15 protein-coding genes are annotated in these 18,773 nt (G+C 49.6%); all 15 read left to right on the forward strand.

The window, feature by feature from the left end; all coding sequences use genetic code 11:
- Positions 1–92: 92 nt before the first annotated feature.
- The 15 genes from ACI48J_RS12270 (at position 93) to ACI48J_RS12340 (ending at position 18,754) form a co-directional block, all read left to right on the forward strand.
- Positions 93–1,154: a suppressor of fused domain protein gene (locus tag ACI48J_RS12270; RefSeq protein WP_405082966.1), complete on the forward strand. Its 1,062-nt coding sequence runs from the start codon at positions 93–95 to the stop codon at positions 1,152–1,154.
- Between the two features lie 752 nt (positions 1,155–1,906).
- Entirely contained in the window at positions 1,907–3,163 is a 1,257-nt protein-coding gene (locus tag ACI48J_RS12275) for a DegT/DnrJ/EryC1/StrS family aminotransferase (RefSeq protein WP_405082967.1), read from the forward strand.
- Between the two features lie 29 nt (positions 3,164–3,192).
- Positions 3,193–3,945 carry a radical SAM/SPASM domain-containing protein gene (locus ACI48J_RS12280; RefSeq protein ID WP_326050248.1) on the forward strand — a complete coding sequence of 251 codons (753 nt, stop codon included), beginning with the start codon at positions 3,193–3,195 and terminating at the stop codon, positions 3,943–3,945.
- An 18-nt stretch (positions 3,946–3,963) separates the two neighbouring features.
- A complete protein-coding gene (locus ACI48J_RS12285; RefSeq protein WP_405082969.1) occupies positions 3,964–5,202 on the forward strand; it encodes a glycosyltransferase family 4 protein in 1,239 nt (412 codons plus the stop codon).
- Entirely contained in the window at positions 5,192–7,006 is a 1,815-nt protein-coding gene (locus ACI48J_RS12290; protein ID WP_405082970.1) for a Neamine phosphoribosyltransferase, read from the forward strand. Before ACI48J_RS12285 ends, ACI48J_RS12290 begins: the two co-directional genes overlap by 11 nt.
- Positions 7,007–7,052: 46 nt before the next feature.
- Positions 7,053–10,730 (forward strand): hypothetical protein, encoded by a 3,678-nt coding sequence (locus tag ACI48J_RS12295; RefSeq protein ID WP_405082971.1) that lies wholly within the window; start codon positions 7,053–7,055, stop codon positions 10,728–10,730.
- Positions 10,731–10,771: 41 nt separating this feature from the next.
- Positions 10,772–12,070, forward strand: coding sequence for an aminotransferase class III-fold pyridoxal phosphate-dependent enzyme (locus ACI48J_RS12300; protein ID WP_405082972.1), 1,299 nt, complete (start codon positions 10,772–10,774; stop codon positions 12,068–12,070).
- Positions 12,071–12,072: 2 nt separating this feature from the next.
- The gene (locus ACI48J_RS12305; protein ID WP_405082973.1) at positions 12,073–13,179 is read left to right on the forward strand and encodes a 2-deoxy-scyllo-inosose synthase; all 1,107 of its coding nucleotides are present in this window, start codon (positions 12,073–12,075) and stop codon (positions 13,177–13,179) included.
- 2 nt (positions 13,180–13,181) lie between these two features.
- The gene (locus ACI48J_RS12310) at positions 13,182–14,009 is read left to right on the forward strand and encodes a PIG-L deacetylase family protein (RefSeq protein WP_405082974.1); all 828 of its coding nucleotides are present in this window, start codon (positions 13,182–13,184) and stop codon (positions 14,007–14,009) included.
- Positions 14,010–14,032: 23 nt separating this feature from the next.
- The gene (locus ACI48J_RS12315; protein WP_405082975.1) at positions 14,033–15,082 is read left to right on the forward strand and encodes a zinc-binding alcohol dehydrogenase; all 1,050 of its coding nucleotides are present in this window, start codon (positions 14,033–14,035) and stop codon (positions 15,080–15,082) included.
- Positions 15,083–15,093: 11 nt separating this feature from the next.
- Positions 15,094–15,792, forward strand: coding sequence for an SDR family oxidoreductase (locus ACI48J_RS12320; RefSeq protein ID WP_326050238.1), 699 nt, complete (start codon positions 15,094–15,096; stop codon positions 15,790–15,792).
- Positions 15,793–15,857: 65 nt separating this feature from the next.
- Positions 15,858–16,277 (forward strand): gamma-glutamylcyclotransferase family protein, encoded by a 420-nt coding sequence (locus tag ACI48J_RS12325; protein WP_326050236.1) that lies wholly within the window; start codon positions 15,858–15,860, stop codon positions 16,275–16,277.
- Complete coding sequence (locus ACI48J_RS12330) at positions 16,258–17,166, forward strand: BtrH N-terminal domain-containing protein (RefSeq protein WP_405082976.1); 909 nt, start codon at positions 16,258–16,260, stop codon at positions 17,164–17,166. Before ACI48J_RS12325 ends, ACI48J_RS12330 begins: the two co-directional genes overlap by 20 nt.
- Before the next feature lie 68 nt (positions 17,167–17,234).
- Entirely contained in the window at positions 17,235–17,498 is a 264-nt protein-coding gene (locus tag ACI48J_RS12335; RefSeq protein WP_405082977.1) for an acyl carrier protein, read from the forward strand.
- Positions 17,495–18,754 (forward strand): ATP-grasp domain-containing protein, encoded by a 1,260-nt coding sequence (locus ACI48J_RS12340; RefSeq protein WP_405082978.1) that lies wholly within the window; start codon positions 17,495–17,497, stop codon positions 18,752–18,754. The genes ACI48J_RS12335 and ACI48J_RS12340 overlap by 4 nt, the downstream gene beginning before the upstream one ends.
- Positions 18,755–18,773: the final 19 nt, after the last annotated feature.

Here is an 18,773-nt window from a genome sequence, read left to right on the forward strand (position 1 = left end):
CCTCGGCTTATGTGACGTTCGGATTTCGGGAGAGTATAATGGGAATGGTTGGGACCAAACAGACACATGGAGAAAACTTGGAGGAATCGGACATGAGCACAGAACCGAATACGGCGGGCTGGGACGCCATTGACAAGGAATTCGTAAAGCTGTACGGAGATCAGGAACCGAAACATTACGGTACGCTTATCTCCTATGCGCTGGGGGGACCGGATCCGCTGGATGGAATCAGTGCGTACAAAACGGACGAGCCTGCCCCGCATTGGCATTTCGTAACGTTCGGATTTTCGGAACTTTACGATAAGGAATCCGATCATCCGGAAGAGAGCGGCTACGGATTCGAATTGACGTTTCGGCTGGACCGCGGTGCAGAAGAGGAAGAGCCTCCGGCGTGGGCGATCAACCTGCTGCAAAATATGGGAAGATACGTATTCAACAGCGGCAATATTTTCCGGTCGGGCGATTACATGGACGCCAACGGTCCGATTTGCCTCGGTTCCGATACCCGGCTGACCGCTCTGGCTTTCATCCGGGATCCGGAGCTTCCCGCAATCGATACGCCTAACGGGCGGGTGGAATTTATCCAGATGGTCGGAATTACGAGAGATGAGCTGGAAGCCATGCAAACCTGGAATACGCTTGGCATGCTGTCCGCTTGTTTGCCTTATATGCCGCACTACATAACGAATTTATCGCGGGATTCTCTGCTTAAAGTCGAAGCCGTTTCCGAAGCCGCTGAGAAAGGAATGCGGGAAGACGGCTCCAATACCGGCTTTTTGTTTGTGGATCAGCTCGCCTGGGAACCGGGTAAAAAAGGCTGGCTGAGCAAAGCTCCCGCAGCGCTGACGCTGGGGGCCAAACAAGCCGGCATAATCGGCAAGCTGCTGCAAGGTCGGATTTTGAAAGGAAAAGACCTCACTCTCGTGGGACCGGAAGTCCGCGCGATCTTTAAGGCGGGAGAAAAGCCGGAGTGTGCGGCCGGAGACGGCGAGGTCCGGATCATGCTCGATGAGCAGGCTGCCGACGAGCTGAGCAGAGGCTTAATCCCTAAAGAAAGCGTGCTTGAGATTCCGTCCTTGCAGGGAACGGTCATTCGCATCGTGAAGACAAACATTAAGGACAGTGAAGGTAACGTAGTGGAAGTTATCGGCTGACTGATAACGATCTCTGACGGGTGCGATTGCATACGGACCTTTGACCGGGAGACGGATGGAGGAGATCGGAGAGATTCTGAATTCGCTGCAAATACAGGAGTAACGGACTATATCGCACGGAGATGAGGGCCTGGAAACGGGCCTTTTTTTGTCGAAAAATAAAAATGAAAACGGTTCCTTACGAAGGGTGGACACAGTGCCCATTTGCTTAAGGAGCCGTTTTTTTGTGCGGCTGAAAAAACAGGAAATACCGCAGGACACAGGAGCATGCAGGCGATCGGCTCTACACGTTTTATCCGAAATGAACCTTTGCAGCGGATTTTACGGATTAAGACCTTGCTTATAATGCGTGGAGACTATAAGAGGTAATTTTTTACCGTTTATTGTCATAAAATGCCGATTAGGATACCGGTAAGCGATAGGTACGAAAGAAGCAGAAGAGAATGACCCGGTTGAAAGCTCAGTCCTATTCGTTGTGACTCAAGCCTTATTTCCTGCAAAATGAGCAACCGAAACACGAATTGTGCGTAGAAGCAGAAGAAAAGAAAATCCAAATATAGGAAATAACCATATATTTATGGTTTATATATCATTCATTTTAGTTCTAAAACAAAAACTAAAACCATTTAATTTCCAAAAATGGTAGTTGACAATTAATTTTGGTAATTATAGGATGTAAATGTATCCATAAATAACACATTATGGAAACTATAGTCGATTAATAGACTTTAAATATCCAAAGGAGAGTTATCATGACCATTCCATTTGACCATTGGCCAGAATGGCCTCAACACTCCGATCGTACCCGCCGGAAAATTGAAGAAGTGTTTCAGTCGAACAGATGGGCGATAAGCGGATATTGGACGGGCGAGGAAAGCATGGAACGGAAATTCGCCAAGGCTTTTGCGGATTTCAACGGGGTCCCATACTGTGTGCCGACGACGAGCGGCTCCACGGCTTTAATGCTTGCCCTTGAAGCGCTCGGAATAGGCGAAGGGGACGAAGTCATTGTTCCCAGCCTCACTTGGATTGCAACCGCTACCGCCGTATTAAACGTGAATGCGCTTCCTGTTTTTGTGGACGTTGAGGCGGATACGTATTGTATTGATCCTCAATTGATAAAGTCGGCCATTACGGATAAAACGAAAGCCATTATCCCGGTCCATTTGTTCGGAAGTATGGCGAATATGGATGAAATAAACGAAATCGCGCAAGAACACAATCTTTTCGTGATTGAAGACTGCGCGCAAAGCCACGGTTCCGTATGGAACAACCAGCGTGCCGGAACGATAGGAGATATAGGGGCGTTCAGCTGTCAGCAGGGCAAAGTGTTAACGGCCGGAGAAGGGGGGATTATCGTGACGAAAAATCCCCGTTTTTTTGAACTCATCCAGCAATTGAGAGCGGATTCCAGGGTTTATTGCGATGATTCCTCCGAATTGATGCACGGTGACATGCAGCTGGTCAAAAAAGGGGACATTCAAGGCTCCAACTATTGCTTGTCCGAATTTCAATCGGCCATCCTTCTGGATCAACTTCAGGAGCTGGATGACAAGAACGCGATCCGGGAAAAGAACGCCATGTTCTTGAACGATGCCTTAAGCAAAATTGACGGCATTAAGGTGATGAAGCGCCCTCCTCAAGTCAGCAGACAAACTTATTACGGCTATGTATTCCGGTTCGATCCGGTGAAATTCGGCGGGTTGAATGCGGATCAGTTCTGTGAAATTCTTCGCGAAAAGCTCAATATGGGGACGTTTTACCTGCACCCGCCGTATCTCCCCGTACACAAAAATCCATTGTTCTGCCCCTGGACAAAGAACCGTTATTTGAAATCGGTTCGTAAGACAGAAGCTTATTGGAGAGGGCTTCATTACCCGGTCTCCGAACGGGCTTCCGGGCAATCCATCGTTATCCACCATGCTATTTTACTGGCTGAACCCTCGCATCTGTCGCTTCTGGTCGATGCCGTAGCCGAACTTGCCCGGAAATTTTGCGTGACTCATTAACGAAGGATGATTAGCGAGGAGGAAATGGGATGGATAAGCTGTTTTCGATGATCGAAGTAGAAGTCAATTCTCAATGCAACCGGACGTGCTGGTACTGCCCCAATAGCGTCTCCAAGCGCAAAGAGACCGGAGAGATGGACCCCGCCCTGTATAAAACGCTGATGGAACAGTTAAGTTCGCTGGATTTTGCGGGACGTATTTCGTTTCACTTTTACGGGGAGCCGCTTTTGTGCAAAAATCTCGATCTGTTTGTGGGCATGACAACGGAATATATCCCTAGAGCAAGGCCCATTATTTACACAAACGGCGATTTTCTTACCGAAAAACGGTTACAGACTTTGACGGAACTGGGCATTCAAAAATTCATTGTGACCCAGCATGCCGGAGCCAAGCACAAATTCAGAGGCGTATACGACCAACTGGCGGGAGCGGACAAAGAAAAAGTGGTCTATCTCGATCATTCGGATCTGGTTTTATCCAATCGGGGCGGGATTCTGGATAATATTCCTCAAGCTTCGAAAGCCAACATGTCGTGCATGGTGCCATCCAATCTGGCCGTTGTTACCGTTTTGGGGAACGTGCTGCCATGCTTTGAAGATTTCAATCAAAAGATGGTTATGGGCAATATCGGGGAACAGCATATTTCGGATATCTGGCACAATGACAAATTCACCTCCTTCCGGAAAATGTTAAAAGAAGGGCATCGAGGCAAATCGGATCTATGCAAAAATTGCAACAATGTAAGCGTGCAGACGGAAGAACAATACGATTATGTGCTCTAACGAGGAGGGGGTGTACGTTTGAATATTTTGCGGCTTACCCCTCATTACTATTTTGAGACTACCGAATGGCCGAGCCGGTTTGATCCGATGGGCGGCATGCAGGTTCAAATCACGAATTTGACGGAATGGCTGGCCGATCAAGGAGTCCGGCAGGACGTGCTCACAACCGGCATTCCCGGCATCCCCCGAACCTTACAACTTCGGGACCGGTTGACCGTCCATTCCGTCCGTTTTATGACGCTGCCCTTTAAGTCCAGCCAAACGGGAACGGTGTTTCTCGATCAGAGCTGGTTCATGGGCGCTGTCAAATGGATCGTTCTGAACGGCAAAAAGAACAGGTACGATGCGATTCATGTCCATGCAAGCGGAGTGGTGTGGCCGTTACTCGCGGGAATGTTCGCTCAAAAATATTTAAAAAAGCCTTTGATTCTAACGATACATTGCAGCCGGATATTTACGTACAAGCCCATGAACAAGTGGGATCAATTCGTTCACGATTTTGTTAAATCCGTGGAATTAAAGAGCATCAAACTCAGCCATAAAGCCGTCGTTCTTACGGATAAGAGACTGGACAGCTACAACCGGCTGCTTGAAGATTCGTCGAAAATGACGGCCATCAGCGACTGTATCGGATCGAATCATCTCAGTCATTCCATCGATTGTCCTTTTTGCAGCCGGTTAAAAACCGAGCTTCTCGGCAAAAAAACGGTTTTGTTCCTGGGCAGAATCGCACACGAGAAAGGCTGGGCCACCTTTGTAAGTGTTGCGAAAGAGCTTGCGGACAAAATCGGCGATTTGCAATTCATCGTGTGCGGGGACGGTCCCCAGCGCGAGGCGATGGAAGAACAAATTAAAGCGGCGAATTTGCAGAACCAATTCCGTATCACCGGTTTTATTTCACATAAATTTGTCTCCTGCTATCTGCATCATGCCCAGTTGTTCCTGCTGCCCTCCCACCATGAGGAATTCGGCGGAAGCCTGATTGAAGCGGCCATTGCGGGAGTTCCGATCATCTCGACCAATAACGGAGGTCCCGCCGATATTTTTACTCACGGTGAAACCGCGATTTTAAAAGACCCGGGCGACGTGTCGGGGATCGCTGACGAGGCTTATAAAATATTGACGAACGACTCCGTCGCCGAGTCCCTGAGGCTCCATTCCAGACCCGAGGTTGTCAGTAAATTTTTGCCTCACTGCGTGTATCCGAATTATTTGAATTTGTACTCTTCCAAAGAGGCTTCCGTCCATGAAGGATAATCCGATCTCTTTGTTTCACGAATTGGAAAGCTACGTCAGAGGAAGCAAGGACCCTCTTCATCGTTACATGTACGCCTGTATCCTGGAGCAGCGATTGGCGGATTTGCTTTTGCTGAGCCGGTGCGGCGTACATCCTGATGACGAGGATCGTCTGGCCGTCCGGCTGGCCTCCCAGCGCAGTCTTTGCGTGCAGGCTGCTTCCGACCTTGCGGAAGGTACGCAGGAGGCGCGGGGGAGTACACCGGCATGGCCCGACTGCAAGGTTATCAAATCGTCCGCTGCGCAGAAAAGACCGGAGCTGCTCTCTTTAGTCAAAGTGTTGCAGGAGCTTCGCACCCCGGAATGCTCCGGGTATGATTTGTGCGACCTGGAGGTTTGCCGGGAGGATGCTCTGCACTGGCTGAGAGACCATGCCGATCCGTCTTCACCGCCCGTGCTCATCGGCGTTCGAACCGGAGGCGCTTTCTACGCTCCGTTCTGGTCTTCGGCTTTGCAGCAGAGGTGGGGGAATAAAGCCCTATATCACACCGTCAGAGCTCTGCGGATGCCCTCCGATCCGGGCGCGTCCTTGTATTTGCCCGAGGAACTTTCGATGCTGCCGGCGGCAATAGAGCCGGATACGGATATCGTGATTCTGGAAGACCAGCCGCATACGGGCGGGACAGTTCTGGAACTGGCCGGAAGACTTAGCGCGAAGTATCGGCTGAACAAGCCTGTCTGGGTTTCTTCTCCGGGCCGGTTGTTCCAAATCGAGAACGGCCGGCTTGCGAAGTACAGCGATCGTATCCCACTGAATACGGCGACAAGAAAGCGCATCTGGCAGATGCTCGGCAATTCGGAAGAAGTGGCGGAGTTTCTTCTGCCGAAGCTCGGCTTATCTGACGCACGTCCTGCGGATTTGGAAGCGGTCCCTTATAAATCCGTGCCTCATTGGAATGATCCGATGTATCGCCGTGAAGTTCCCTTTCGGATTAATCCGAAGAAAACTCCGTTTTTCATCCGACGAAAAAGCACGAATGAGCCGGTCGTATTCGCAAAATTTATCGGGAAAGATCTTTTCGGCGATTTTCAATTTCATCAGCTGAAGAAGTTTGAAAAGTATTTCCCTGATATTTTAGCGTACCAGGACGGTTATGTGATGACCAAATATGAACCGGGATTAAAGGAAATGAGAGAAATGTTCGTCAACATGCCTTCAGCCGTGACAAGGGAGATTTGCCAAAGCGTTTCCGGTTACTGGAAAACGCTGCTTGATTCGTGCCAAATAAGCGGAGGTCATCCCGTTCATCCTTTAGCCGATCATTGGCAAGCCCGTCTTGGAGAAATGGAGGACTTCATCGGGAGAAAGCTGCCTTATGATCTGGATTGGTTCGAACAAAGTTTGTATACCGAATGGATCTCGTCCGCTCATGTTTATACGTCCTTGCCTTACGCCAACCAATACGGACACTGGAAAGCGAGGCTTTCAGCCGGACAACGATTAAAAACGTACCGTTTTCACATCGATTCCACCTGGGGCGGCACTTCCAGCATCGAGGTGGAGCTGGCTTCGTTTCTTTTGGAAAACAGGGTGAGGCCCGATGACTTCCGTCTGCTGGTAAACCAGGTGAAAAAAGCAGCCGGTTCCTTAACCATTGAAGCGGTTACCGATGCCCTGCCGATCGCTTGCGTCCTGCAAGCCGCGAATCTTTTAAAACAGGCGAAGGATGAAAGCCGCTTGTCGAAAGAGCTGATTTTGTCGGAAGCGATGCAATCATTCGAGTATCTTCAGGCCATGAAGCCGAAGCTTTCGGATGTAAGATAAATGTCACGGTCGAACGAAACCACGCACATGTTTGAGGAGGCTTTGTATGAATAGCTTCGGAATAAAATGCGAGAGACTGTTGGAGCTGCGGAACAATGAAACGTTTACAGCGCATATTCCCCCTCTTTATCCGATCGATCCTAAACCAGCCGTTGAGTTCCTGGAACAATACAGCGGTACCGAAGAAGAATTGCCGGGTAGGCTGGCCCGGTACCTAGAGCAGCGCGAACCATCCCGGTTCGATCAAATTAAAAAAGTTTGCGGGGACCTTCCATGGATTATCAGGAGCTCCGGGGAAGAAGACTTAAACGAAACGACGAATGCCGGCGCTTATCTCAGTTTAGTTTGTGAGCACAGGGATAACTTTTACGAGGTGCTTGCGCAGGTCATGCTCAGCGGAAGCACGGAGCACGCCAGGAACCAGAATAGACGTTTCGTGAGCCGGGATTTGCACGATCATGAGCCTATTCCCGTATTTGTACAGCCGCTGGTCCAATCGGAGCACCCGGGGCATCCCATTCCTTATGACGCAACCCCTTATGTCAGGGGAGAGGATTTACAAACGATCATCGGTCTGCTTAAAAACCTCCACAGCACCATGCCGGACTATGCGCTTGATTGCGAATGGGTAGGGGACTCGGACTTCGGAACGATTTCCATGACAAGCTTAACGGAACTTGCCGACGGAAAACTCACGGGGCAGATTGCTTTCGGATTCGATCTTTTCTCTACGCAGCATGTGAAAGCGAACAATAGTGTCCGGTATCTGCTGCCGGGCGGCGAGTTGAACTTGTGGCAGGGGCATATTTTTCAGGAAGTGAACATGCAAAGTTTGTTTCTCGTGCAGACAAGACCGGCTAAGAACTACTGCTTGTTCCAGCACGTCTACGAGCTGTCGGCATCTTCCAAAAAAGAATTGGAAAAGGATGCCGCTCTTTGTCTGGATGCAAAGGAGTTCATCTCGCAGGGCGGCAAGCCGTTCTTCGGCAAGTTTATTAAGGCGGTGACCTTGAACGAAGCCTGGAACGCCTATCTTCAGTACACCGGCAAAGACGTTAAGGAGGATATCGCCGCTATCCTGGTGGAATTCGGTACGAGAACGGAACATGCCGGAATTATGTTTAACCAGGTCGGAATTCCGGTCATTCGTATCGAGATTGCGCTTATACCGGAAAGTATGACTTATATCGTACTTGATCCGTTTTCCCTGCAGTGCCGTTTGTACAGCCACAACAAAGAAGTCAAGGCATTGGAATACGAGACCAGGGAAATTATTCCCCTTCCGGACAACTGCATTCTTGTTCAGGATCGTGAAGGGAAGCACCAGCAGCGGGAGGCCATGGCGGTATCGGCGGACGAGTACTTTAACGAGGTGTTAAACAAGCCCTTCTTCTCGGAAAAGACTAAAGAGCATTTGACGGCAAATAGCGCCTATCCGGCTTACAGCTTCATTTTTCATGGAAAAGATGATGCCCGCTCACCGAGTTACTACGCAAATGACGCCGAACGGTTGACAGCTGAAACGGTTGACGATTTTTTAAAAAGCCGTGAGTGGCCGGAAGCATCGGTGAATTATTTCCTGGCCTTGTTTCATGCGAAAAACTTGCTCAAAGACGGGAACATCGCCGCTTATTTCGGGCGGCAGCCGGATGACCGGGGCCGGTCTAATGAAACGCTCGTGTACTGGAAGGTACTGCGCATCCATCATCTGCTGGCCAAATGCAGCAGCCGGGACCGGGATACGCTGTTGGAGCGGGTCCGTGCGGAAATGAGCGTTAATTCGGCCGTCATCGAGCTGCGGCTGGACGTGCTGTTTTTATTCGAGCAATATCTGGACGCCTTGTGCATTTATTCGAAGCGGGAGGAAGAGGCGCTGATCCAAAGCTTTATCGGCATACTTTCTTCCGTTAAGGATGAAGACCTGCCGGTCGTTCTGGATCTAGCCCGCAACGGGATTTTTAACGCGGGTCACCTGTGCCAATTTTTAAAGCATGCCATAGAGAACCGGCACTTGTTCGATCTTTACCGGAACTATTCTCTAGTCGGCAAAGAGTTTGCCATCATTCCGTACGATTTGAGCGTCGTCAGCAGATTTCCGTATTTTAACGAGGTTTTCGTTGATTTGAACAACGAGATGAATAAATACGAGTCGCTCGGCGAGTTAAGCAGCTCTATTTTTCATACCGTAGTCGAAACCTACGATAAATCGGCCAAAGAAATTCTTTTGAGCGTGATAGATGACGGCAGTCCGTCTTATTATCAAGCGTATCTCAGACTGTTAACCGAATGGCTCGGTTTAATCCGGCAGTTCGATAAGAACGAGAAAGTCATTCAAACTTTCCTTGACTGGATCGGGGTCCAAGAAGATCGGCAAGCGGAAATCGAAGATTACTTCCTGGAAGAAATTCATTGGAAAACAAGAATAGAAGAAGCCGAGGCGGGTACTGCCGAAGACTTGTCGTTAACTAATTTGCATCAGCTGCACAACGTGCTGCACCAGTGGTCGTTGCAGTTGGTTCCCGCGTCCAATGGCGCTCATATGCCTCTTTTCGTCAAAGAAATGGTGGCGTTCGCCCAATCTTTTTCCGAACAGGAAAACCGATTGCTGCGGATGCAAAAGGACTTTTTTGAAATCGAGCTGGCGATGTGTACGCACAAGGCAGGGTTTATGTTTTACAAGCATTCCGTGACTGTCGAATTTAGCGAGCCTCCTTCCGTACATGACGACGAAATCGCGAGACTATCGGCTTTTGCCTCTTTTATGAACAAGTGCAACGACTGGTTCGAGGCTTTTCGATTCCGCACTCATTACGAGAAGGTAGCAGGAACCTGGACCTGTTATATGACCGTAAAATCCGTCGAAGACGGCGCACTTCAGCAAAGCGATTACAAAACGATTTTTCATATCATCCGGTTTGTTTTAGACAGCTCGTACGATTTTTCGCATAATCCGCTTTCTGCGGTTGAGGATTTGTCCGCTCAATTGAATGAACCGGAATGGAAAGATATTTTCCGGAAGCTGGTAAACTATCGTGTCCATTTTGACGATGAAGGGCAGTTTATCAACTTGAAATTGTTCGCCATGTCCACTTTCTTTACGTACCTGTGTCTTTCGCCGTCCCTGCGAAGCCGCCTGCTCTCCTTGTACCGGGATGGATTCGATCGTATGGTCGGTGAGCTCGCCGTACTGGAAGACGGGATGGCACGCGCCGGTCACTACTCGGAATGGCTCGAGCATTATGAATCGGCAACCTATACCGCCTTATTCCTTGCGGCTATTTATCCTTTGGAGACAGTGGGCAAGCTGGAGTCGCTGCGTGACCGGCGGTTGACCTACGATATCGTGGCCAGAAACTTGCTCAAGCACAAAGATGCCGCCAATAAAGTTATCGAGACGCTGCCAACCTGGGATAAAGCGCTTCAATCCAGTGTGACGGACAAGCTGCTGCACTATTGTCCGGCTAAATTTTTCAAAACCGTTTCTTCTGTTAACGAAGTGGCCAAGGAGCTCTCCAAACGAAGCAAATCGTTTAAACGCGCCAAGCAGGTTTTACTCAACGCGTATGCGGATTCCTTGGAGCCAGACCTTTTGCAACAATTCATCGACGACTTGCAGTATGTCCCTTATGCCGGGACCGAGGCGCAAAATCAACAACTGGATAAATGCCTGACGGATTCCGGGAAAAAGAGATATGACATTCAAAAAGAAATTTTGTATATCTGATCCGCCATATCGCACGTTACGACTAAGGAGTGAACGATGAAATGAAACAAGAAACGGTTAAAAGTTCGGAACAGCTGCTATCCGTACTCGGTACTTATATCGATTCGCCGGTCGATCCCTTCCGCAAGGAAAGAGTGATGTTTTCAAGGGGAAGCGGGGCTTATTTGTTCGATTACGACGGCGGCAATTATATCGACCTGATGAGCGGGAAAGGGTCTATTATACTGGGGCACAACGATCCGAACGTCAATGCCGCCTTGCGGAATTTTCTGGAGCAGGACCGGGAGGTTGTAACGGGTCCTTCCAAACCGATCATTGATCTGGCCGAACGGATCAAGAAAGACAGCGCTTTGCCGGATGCGAAGGTTTCGTTCTATACGACCGGAACCGCCGCCTGCAGAGCGGCCGTGTATGCCGCACGCGATTACAGCGGCAAGAAAATCGTCCTCAGCTCGGGATACCACGGCTGGGATCCCATGTGGAGGCAGCAGGGTCCCCTGCTGGAACCGAATGAGGACGGGGTGATCGAGTTTTATTTCATCCCCGAGCTCCTGGAACGCGCCTTAACGGCGCATAAGGATCAAGTCGCCTTGGTCATATTTTCGCCGGACTATACGTATTTATCGGCTTCGACGATGGAGAGAATCCTTGGCATATGCCGGGCGCATGGAGTCCTGGTTTGCTGCGACGATGTGAAGCAAGGCTACCGGCACCGTCAAGGGTCCTCCCTTGAGCTTGTGACGACTGAGAAGGCCGACATGTACGTCTTCTCCAAAGGGTTGTCGAACGGGCACCGGATTTCATGCGTGGTGAGTTCGGAAGAAATTATGGCAGAGACCAAAGAACACACGTACACGGCCTACTACCAGATGCTGCCGATTCTGTCGTCCCTGGAAACGCTGAAAAAAATGGAATCCGGTAAAGGCTACGATTTGATACGTTCTTACGGTCAAACCTTGACGGGGAATTTGAAAGAGCTGTTCGTTCAATCCTCTTTGCCCATCGAAGTGAACGGCAGCTCCATTTTTCAGCTGGTATTCGGAGACGAAGAGCTGGAGGAGGCGTTTTACCGGGAAGCCTTTATTCAGGGACTCATTCTATTCGAGGGGGATAATCAGTCGCTTTCCCTGTGCATGGACAAAGACGTTCAAGTGGACCTGATTCGCAGGTTTGCGAACGTAACCGATGTCTTATCGGAGCAATTTAAACACCTGAGAGGAAAAGAGGTTACGACCGAGCAAACGTTCAGAACCGCCTGGAACATGATTGACGGGGCATCGGATTTGCTTCCCTATGAGAAACAGCTCAAACTTCTCGATAATTTGATCGGTGGAGGTTAAACATGACGACTAAACAAATTTGTTTTGCGGACCGGTGTTTTAACTTTGCATTCGGCGAACATGTTTTGGAATCGGTTGAATCCTATATTCCCCGGGATGAATTCGATCAATATATCGTGATTTCGGACTCGGGGGTACCGGACTCGATTGTTCATTATGCGGCCGAGTACTTCGGCAAACTCGCCCCTGTACATATTCTTCGCTTCCAGGGCGGTGAAGAATACAAAACACTTTCAACCGTGACAAATTTGCAAGAGCGGGCAATTGCTCTGGGAGCCAACCGCAGAACCGCTATCGTAGCGGTTGGCGGAGGGTTAACCGGGAACGTGGCCGGAGTGGCGGCCGGCATGATGTTTCGCGGGATTGCGCTTATCCACGTTCCGACCACGTTTTTGGCGGCCTCCGATTCGGTTCTTTCGATCAAGCAGGCTGTTAATTTAACGAGCGGAAAGAACCTGGTCGGCTTTTATTACCCGCCCCGCTTCGTGTTCGCCGATACCCGAATCTTGTCGGAGTCGCCGCCCCGTCAGGTGAAAGCGGGAATGTGCGAGCTGGTAAAAAATATGCTGATTCTGGAAAACGACAACAAGGAATTTACAGAGGATGATTTAAATTCAGCCAATGTGTATTCTCCGAAGCAGCTGGAGACGTTTATCAACTTCTGCATATCGGCCAAAATGTCGGTATTAAGCGAAGATATTTACGAGAAAAAGAAGGGCCTGATCTTTGAGTACGGCCATACGATCGGTCATGCGATCGAGCTTGCCGAGCAGGGAGGGATCACGCACGGAGAAGCCATTGCAGTGGGCATGATTTACGCCGCTAAAATAGCGAACCGGATGAACCTGATGCCCGAACATGACGTGTCCGCCCATTACTGGCTTTTAAATAAAATCGGGGCCTTGCAGGATATTCCGCTCAAATCGGACCCGGATTCGATCTTCCATTATTTAATCCACGATAACAAGAGGGGCTACATTAAGCTGGATGAGGATAATTTGGGCATGATTTTACTTAGCGGAGTCGGTAAACCGGCGATGTATAACCAAACGCTGCTTACACCGGTCAGAAAAACGCTCATAAAAGAAGTGATCCGGGAAGGGCTGTAAGGATGAACCAGGATAAGCGTGCTTTTATGTTCATCTCGCCTCACTTCGATGATGTCATTTTGTCGTGCGCCTCGACTTTATTGGAACTGATGAATCAGGGGCACACCTGCAAGGTGCTGACCGTATTCGGGGGCTGCCCGTCGGTTCGCTTTCAGCCCGGCGAGATTGCCAGACAGTACGCAGCCGAGGATTTGGGATTGTTCGAGGATGAAATAGAGGGCGATCACTTGTCCATACTCGTGGCGCGCCGACTCCAGGAGGATCAGCAGGCATTCCGGCATCTTCCCGGTGTACAGGTCGAAGTACTTTCCTTTCCGGATGCCATCTACAGGGAAAATAAGGGGCAGCCTTATTACCGGACGGAGGAAGACTTATTCGGCATTCCGGACAAACAGGACGAAGATATTTTCCTGCCTAAAATCGAAACCTATTTGCAGTCCTGCGATCTTGCCCGGAAATACACCTGGGTATTTCCCGCCATCTCCAAACATGTCGATCACCGGCTGCTGACCAAAGCCGGTTTGAGGCTGATGTCGCAAGGGTATCCGGTGCTTTTCTATTCCGAATTTCCGTACTGGCAGCAGCACAATGAGTTTTTACAGGACGGATGGCGTCAGTTGGAATTGAGAAACAGCGTCTACACGCCGGTAAAAAGAGCCGCTGTATTGGAATACAAAACGCAGCTGCTCGGATTGTTCGGCGAGGAGGCGGAAACGAAAATCAATAACGGCGGAGTCCTTAGCGAAGCCGAGCTATTTTGGATACAAGAAACGGATACTCAAGCTTGGCGGGTATTCCGGTCTTTAAGTCCCGAACCGCTTCAAACCTGACACAAAGAAAAGGAGTGCTTTCCATGGAAATTTTAACGTACACGGGTCCAAGCCGATTAATCGTGGAAACGGCGGAAGAATTGCCGTTAAAGAGCGGCGAATGCCGGATACAGTCCCTCTATTCGGGGATCAGTCACGGAACGGAAATGGGGGCTTACAGAGGTATCGCTCCCTATTTCACAAGAGATATGGATTCCGAAACCCGGTTGTTCGAGGATCTGGCCGAAGAACACAAAGTTAAATATCCGATCCGGAGCTGCGAGGACGATGCCTGGTTTATCGGGTATTCGAACGTAGGGAAAATTATTGAAGTTGGATCGGATGTCGAAGGATTTTCGGTCGGAGATATCGTGTTTTCCCACGGCAGGCATCAAACGATCGTGTGCAAGCATCACAAAAAGATCTTTAAACTTCCCCCAAAGCTGGAGCCTGAGCTCGGCATTTTCTACACAAACCTGATGACGGCTTATAACGCTGTATTGGATACGAGAATTAAAATCGGGGACGTTGTCGTCGTATCTGGACTCGGCGTAGTCGGGCAGTTAATCGCTCAATTAGCCAAACTGTCCGGCGCCACAGTCGTCGGAGTCGATCCGCTTGAGAACAGACTGAACATCGCCAGGGAAGTTGAAATCGACTATGTGTTTAATCCGAATCGGACGGATGTCGCCAAGGAAATCAGAGAGATTACGAATAACCGGGGGGCCGATGCCGTCTTCGAAGTATCCGGTCATTCAACGGCTTTGAATCAAGCGATTCGCATAGCGGCGCCGGACACGGTAATTACAGCGGTAGGCTGGTATCAGGGCGGGCAATCGGTGCTGAATCTTTCCGAAGAATTTCACCAGAACCGGATTACGATCCGCGCTTCGCAAACCCTTGGGATCGATCCTTCCATCAGCCATATGTATGACGATGCGAGAAGAAGGAATATCGGGAAAGATCTGCTGCTCAAGCTTAAGCTCCGCAACCTGATCAGCCACCGGATTCCGTTCGGCGATGCGCCGAAAGCCTACGAAATGATCGATAAACACCCGCATGAAGTTCTGCAGGTCGTTCTGACCTACTCTTAAGGGGGAAGCCCATGATCGTTTTCATAACCGGCGCGAACCGCGGGCTGGGACTGAGTCTTTGCGAGGTTTTTTTGGAACGGGGACATCAAGTTCTTGCCGGAGTGAGGAACATGAACAGAGCCGGGCAGCTGCTCCCGTTAAAAACCAAATACAAGGAAGAGCTGAGCATCATTCCCGTGGATGTAAGCAGCCAGGATTCAATCCGGCAGGCTTATTCCCTGATTACCGCCGTGACGCCAAAGCTTGACGCGATTATCAATAATGCGGCCCGTGAAGGCATCCGATGCAAAAAGATCCAGGAAGTGGACATCGCGGATTTCGAAGAAACGTGGAAAACGAACGTTTTGGGTCCGATGGCCATTATCAAATCCCTCAAGCCTATGATGGAAAGCAGCTCGGTCAAAAGCATTCTTAATATCAGCTCCGAGGCCGGAAGTATTTCCGAACTTCCTTTGAAAACGTACGGCTACTGTATCTCCAAAGCGGCTCTGAATATGTTTACCCGTATGCTGGAGAGGGAACTGAAACCGGAGAACTTTAAGGTGGTTGCGGTTCACCCCGGCTGGATGAAAACCGAAATGGGGGGAGAGGACGCCCCTTACGAACCCGGTGAAATCGCCCGGCATTTGTACGAACGCCTCACGGAATCGCCCGGGAAAAAGGCTGATTTCAACATCGTCGATCATCTAGGAAACCGCATGCCCCCGTAAGGGAGTTTAAGGCGATGATTAGCTGGACGAAAGCTTTTACCAAGCCGTTAAAGGGGAGAATTTTCATGCCCAACTTATTTGTCTACGGGACTCTGCGTGAGGGAGAAAACAACCACAAGTATATGAAAGAAGCCACCCTGCTTTCGCGAAAGGCCAGCATAGCCGGTTCCTTGGTAGATACCGGCAACGGTTACCCCGGCTTACTGCTGGAAAATCAGCTGGTGGCGGGCGAGTGGTATGAAGTCTCGGAAGAAACGCTGAAACGGATAGATGAGCTGGAAGAGTATTTCGGTCCCGGGGATACAAGAAACCTATTTGACAGAATCGAATGCCAAGTAAACGAGAGCGGCGGAACACATCTGGGTTGGACGTACGTGTACAACCGGGACGATTACCTGGAAACAAGGTTTTCCGACTGGAAACAATACCGGCTGCAGCATGCTTCCGGAATAGAGGAGAAGCAAGATGTGCCTCACTCGTTATGACGAGAAATTTTTCGATTGCAGAAAATCGCAGATAATCGCTTATTTGGACTCACAACATGTCCCCGTCATTCCTCTATTTTATAACAGTTATCAAAGCACAGCGGAAATTTACCGCCAGATCTTTATCGAAAATAAGAGCAAATGGAAGTATTCGGAGCCTTCTTTTTCCGACGATGATTTACTAAGAAAAGGAATTAGGCCTGTTCGGGCTTCTTTTCCCGACTTCAGCCAGGCTTCGGATTGTTTAAAGGATCTGCTGGCCCGGCATAAACTCGTTTTCGTATGGGGGGACGAGTATTGTCTGCCTTACCGGAAGGAAGCCTTCCAGGCCATTCATTCCACTCATTCGCTTGTCGTCACGGGCTATGACGGTGAGAACAAGGCATACTACGTGGAAGATTGGGACGGGCTCTACGGATATTTGCCGGCGGTACATTTGGAAGCGGCTTTCGACAGTCTGTCCGGACAGATGAGGACATTGTTGGTTCTGGAACTGAACGACGAGGAAATGCGGGAAAACAAACAAGAGGATACAGATTTGTTCCGGAAGTGGCTGCAAGCCTTCGAGGACGACTATAGCTTCTACGACCGGGTGCTGCTGGATATGCGCGATTATGAGGATAACCGGCTGATCTCGATGGATCACGGACTCCGTTTAATCGCCGCATCCCGGCATGTTTTCTCCAAGTTTCTTCATTATATAGATGACGCCCCGGAGGAGGTCGGCCTCCTTATCCGCAACCATCAACTCGCTAACCATATCGCGGCCATTGTCAGGCGGTACATTATCGCCAAACAGATCGATTGGGACGGGGCAGCTTGCAAGATTCGGCAATTAAGAGAGCAAGAGGATGACTTTATGCGAAAGCTAAAGAGCCGCTACGGCTAATTACGGCAGCAAAAGCGGATAAACCGCTGTGCGGAAACCGCCATCCCATACAGAAGGAGTTGAATGTGATGTCTTTAGAAACTCAGGAAAATGTTCGGACCGCTCAAATTGTATCTTGCGTGAATGAAATTCTGCAGACAAAGGAATTCATTACCCCGGAAACCGATTTGTTTCTGCTTGGCTTGGACTCGGTAACCGCCGTTAATCTGATCGTCAGTTTGGAAAGCCATTTCGGGATCACGTTTAACGACGACGAACTGATCGTGGAAAATTTTTCGACGGTGCGGAAAATTACGGAACATGTGACGGTCAAACTTGAGGGAGCCCTATGAAGTTCACTCATCCGCTGGATTATTATCGTCTGAACGGCAAACAAATCCTGTGGTACATGAATATCGGCGAAGATCAGGACAGCCAGGCGTCGAATTACTTTCCCTCCGTCAAGGACCCTCAATCCGAGAAGATTGTCGTGCAGCAGGAGCATCAGCTTCTCTTTCTGGCGAGGCCGCAGGACACGGTATTTTTTCATACGATGCCGGAGCAAGCCTTTCTCGATTATTGGAAAGAGCGCCGCCTCTCCTTGCCGTCGATAATTTGTTGCGACAAACTTTCGCAAGTGCCTGATCTTGAGCGTTATACGATTATCCCGTTCATTGTTTCGGATCAACTGCTTGAGCTGAAGCGGCGGTATCCGCATATGGATATCATTGCGCCGGATTTGGCGGTCTGCCGGGAAATCAATCATAAGTTCAATACGAGAAGACTTATGGAGAGGAACGGGTTTCACGTCACAACCGGTTATTTCTGCAGCGATATCGAGAGCTTGGAGCATGCCTACGAACAGCTCATTTCCGCCGGCTTTTCCAAATGCGTGTTGAAAGTTCCATACGGTTCGTCGGGTAAAGGTCTCAAAGTCATCGACAACGAACGGAATTTCCGTTTTTTGCTGAATTATATTCAAAACCGCCAGACAAACGTCGACCTGCTCCTGGAAGGCTGGCATCCCCACCGTCTCAGCCTGACGTCTCAGCTTTTCATTACCGAATATGAAGTCCATCTTCTGGCCGTCACCGAGCAAATCGTAGACCCGAACGGTGTCTACAAAGGAACGAATTTCACGCCTGCCTTATCGCAATCGGAAGCGGCCGATTATCGCGAAGAAATTTTACGGGCAGGAGAACTGATACGGCAGATGGGGTATAGGGGCGTGCTTGGGATCGATTCGATCCTCGATACGAACGGAGAACTGATTCCGGTTATCGAGATTAACGCCAGGCTCACTCAGGTCACCTATATTCTTCCGTTGGTTATCGAACAGAAAAAGCGTTATGAGTTTGTCGAAAGCAGGGTGCTGGTGTTTAATTCCAGAGCGGATCTGGATTTTGAAGATTACGAAAACGATCTCTCGGAAGTGACCCGCGATTTACCGGTCCGAATCGATCTTTACAATTTCTGCAAGGCTTCGGGAGCCTTTAAAAACACCTATAAGCTCTTTGTGTTAGTTTCTGCCCACAATTCCGAACAGCTGATAAAAGCCGGAAGCCTGCTTGACGAGCTGAACACGAAAATGACAACGGCTGTTCATTAACTCATGAAGAAGGGAGGGG

Origin of the sequence: Paenibacillus chitinolyticus, assembly GCF_045038035.1 — a bacterium.
Lineage (GTDB): Bacteria > Bacillota > Bacilli > Paenibacillales > NBRC-103111 > Paenibacillus_F > Paenibacillus_F chitinolyticus_A.

Excerpts from the sequence above, each read along its gene's own strand:
- ACI48J_RS12270 (WP_405082966.1), top strand. The coding sequence starts at position 93 with ATGAGCACAGAACCGAATACGGCGGGCTGGGACGCCATTGACAAGGAA.
- ACI48J_RS12275 (WP_405082967.1), top strand. The coding sequence starts at position 1,907 with ATGACCATTCCATTTGACCATTGGCCAGAATGGCCTCAACACTCCGAT.
- ACI48J_RS12280 (WP_326050248.1), top strand. The coding sequence starts at position 3,193 with ATGGATAAGCTGTTTTCGATGATCGAAGTAGAAGTCAATTCTCAATGC.
- ACI48J_RS12290 (WP_405082970.1), top strand. The coding sequence starts at position 5,192 with ATGAAGGATAATCCGATCTCTTTGTTTCACGAATTGGAAAGCTACGTC.
- ACI48J_RS12295 (WP_405082971.1), top strand. The coding sequence starts at position 7,053 with ATGAATAGCTTCGGAATAAAATGCGAGAGACTGTTGGAGCTGCGGAAC.
- ACI48J_RS12300 (WP_405082972.1), top strand. The coding sequence starts at position 10,772 with ATGAAACAAGAAACGGTTAAAAGTTCGGAACAGCTGCTATCCGTACTC.
- ACI48J_RS12305 (WP_405082973.1), top strand. The coding sequence starts at position 12,073 with ATGACGACTAAACAAATTTGTTTTGCGGACCGGTGTTTTAACTTTGCA.
- ACI48J_RS12310 (WP_405082974.1), top strand. The coding sequence starts at position 13,182 with ATGAACCAGGATAAGCGTGCTTTTATGTTCATCTCGCCTCACTTCGAT.
- ACI48J_RS12315 (WP_405082975.1), top strand. The coding sequence starts at position 14,033 with ATGGAAATTTTAACGTACACGGGTCCAAGCCGATTAATCGTGGAAACG.
- ACI48J_RS12320 (WP_326050238.1), top strand. The coding sequence starts at position 15,094 with ATGATCGTTTTCATAACCGGCGCGAACCGCGGGCTGGGACTGAGTCTT.
- ACI48J_RS12325 (WP_326050236.1), top strand. The coding sequence starts at position 15,858 with ATGCCCAACTTATTTGTCTACGGGACTCTGCGTGAGGGAGAAAACAAC.
- ACI48J_RS12330 (WP_405082976.1), top strand. The coding sequence starts at position 16,258 with ATGTGCCTCACTCGTTATGACGAGAAATTTTTCGATTGCAGAAAATCG.
- ACI48J_RS12335 (WP_405082977.1), top strand. The coding sequence starts at position 17,235 with ATGTCTTTAGAAACTCAGGAAAATGTTCGGACCGCTCAAATTGTATCT.
- ACI48J_RS12340 (WP_405082978.1), top strand. The coding sequence starts at position 17,495 with ATGAAGTTCACTCATCCGCTGGATTATTATCGTCTGAACGGCAAACAA.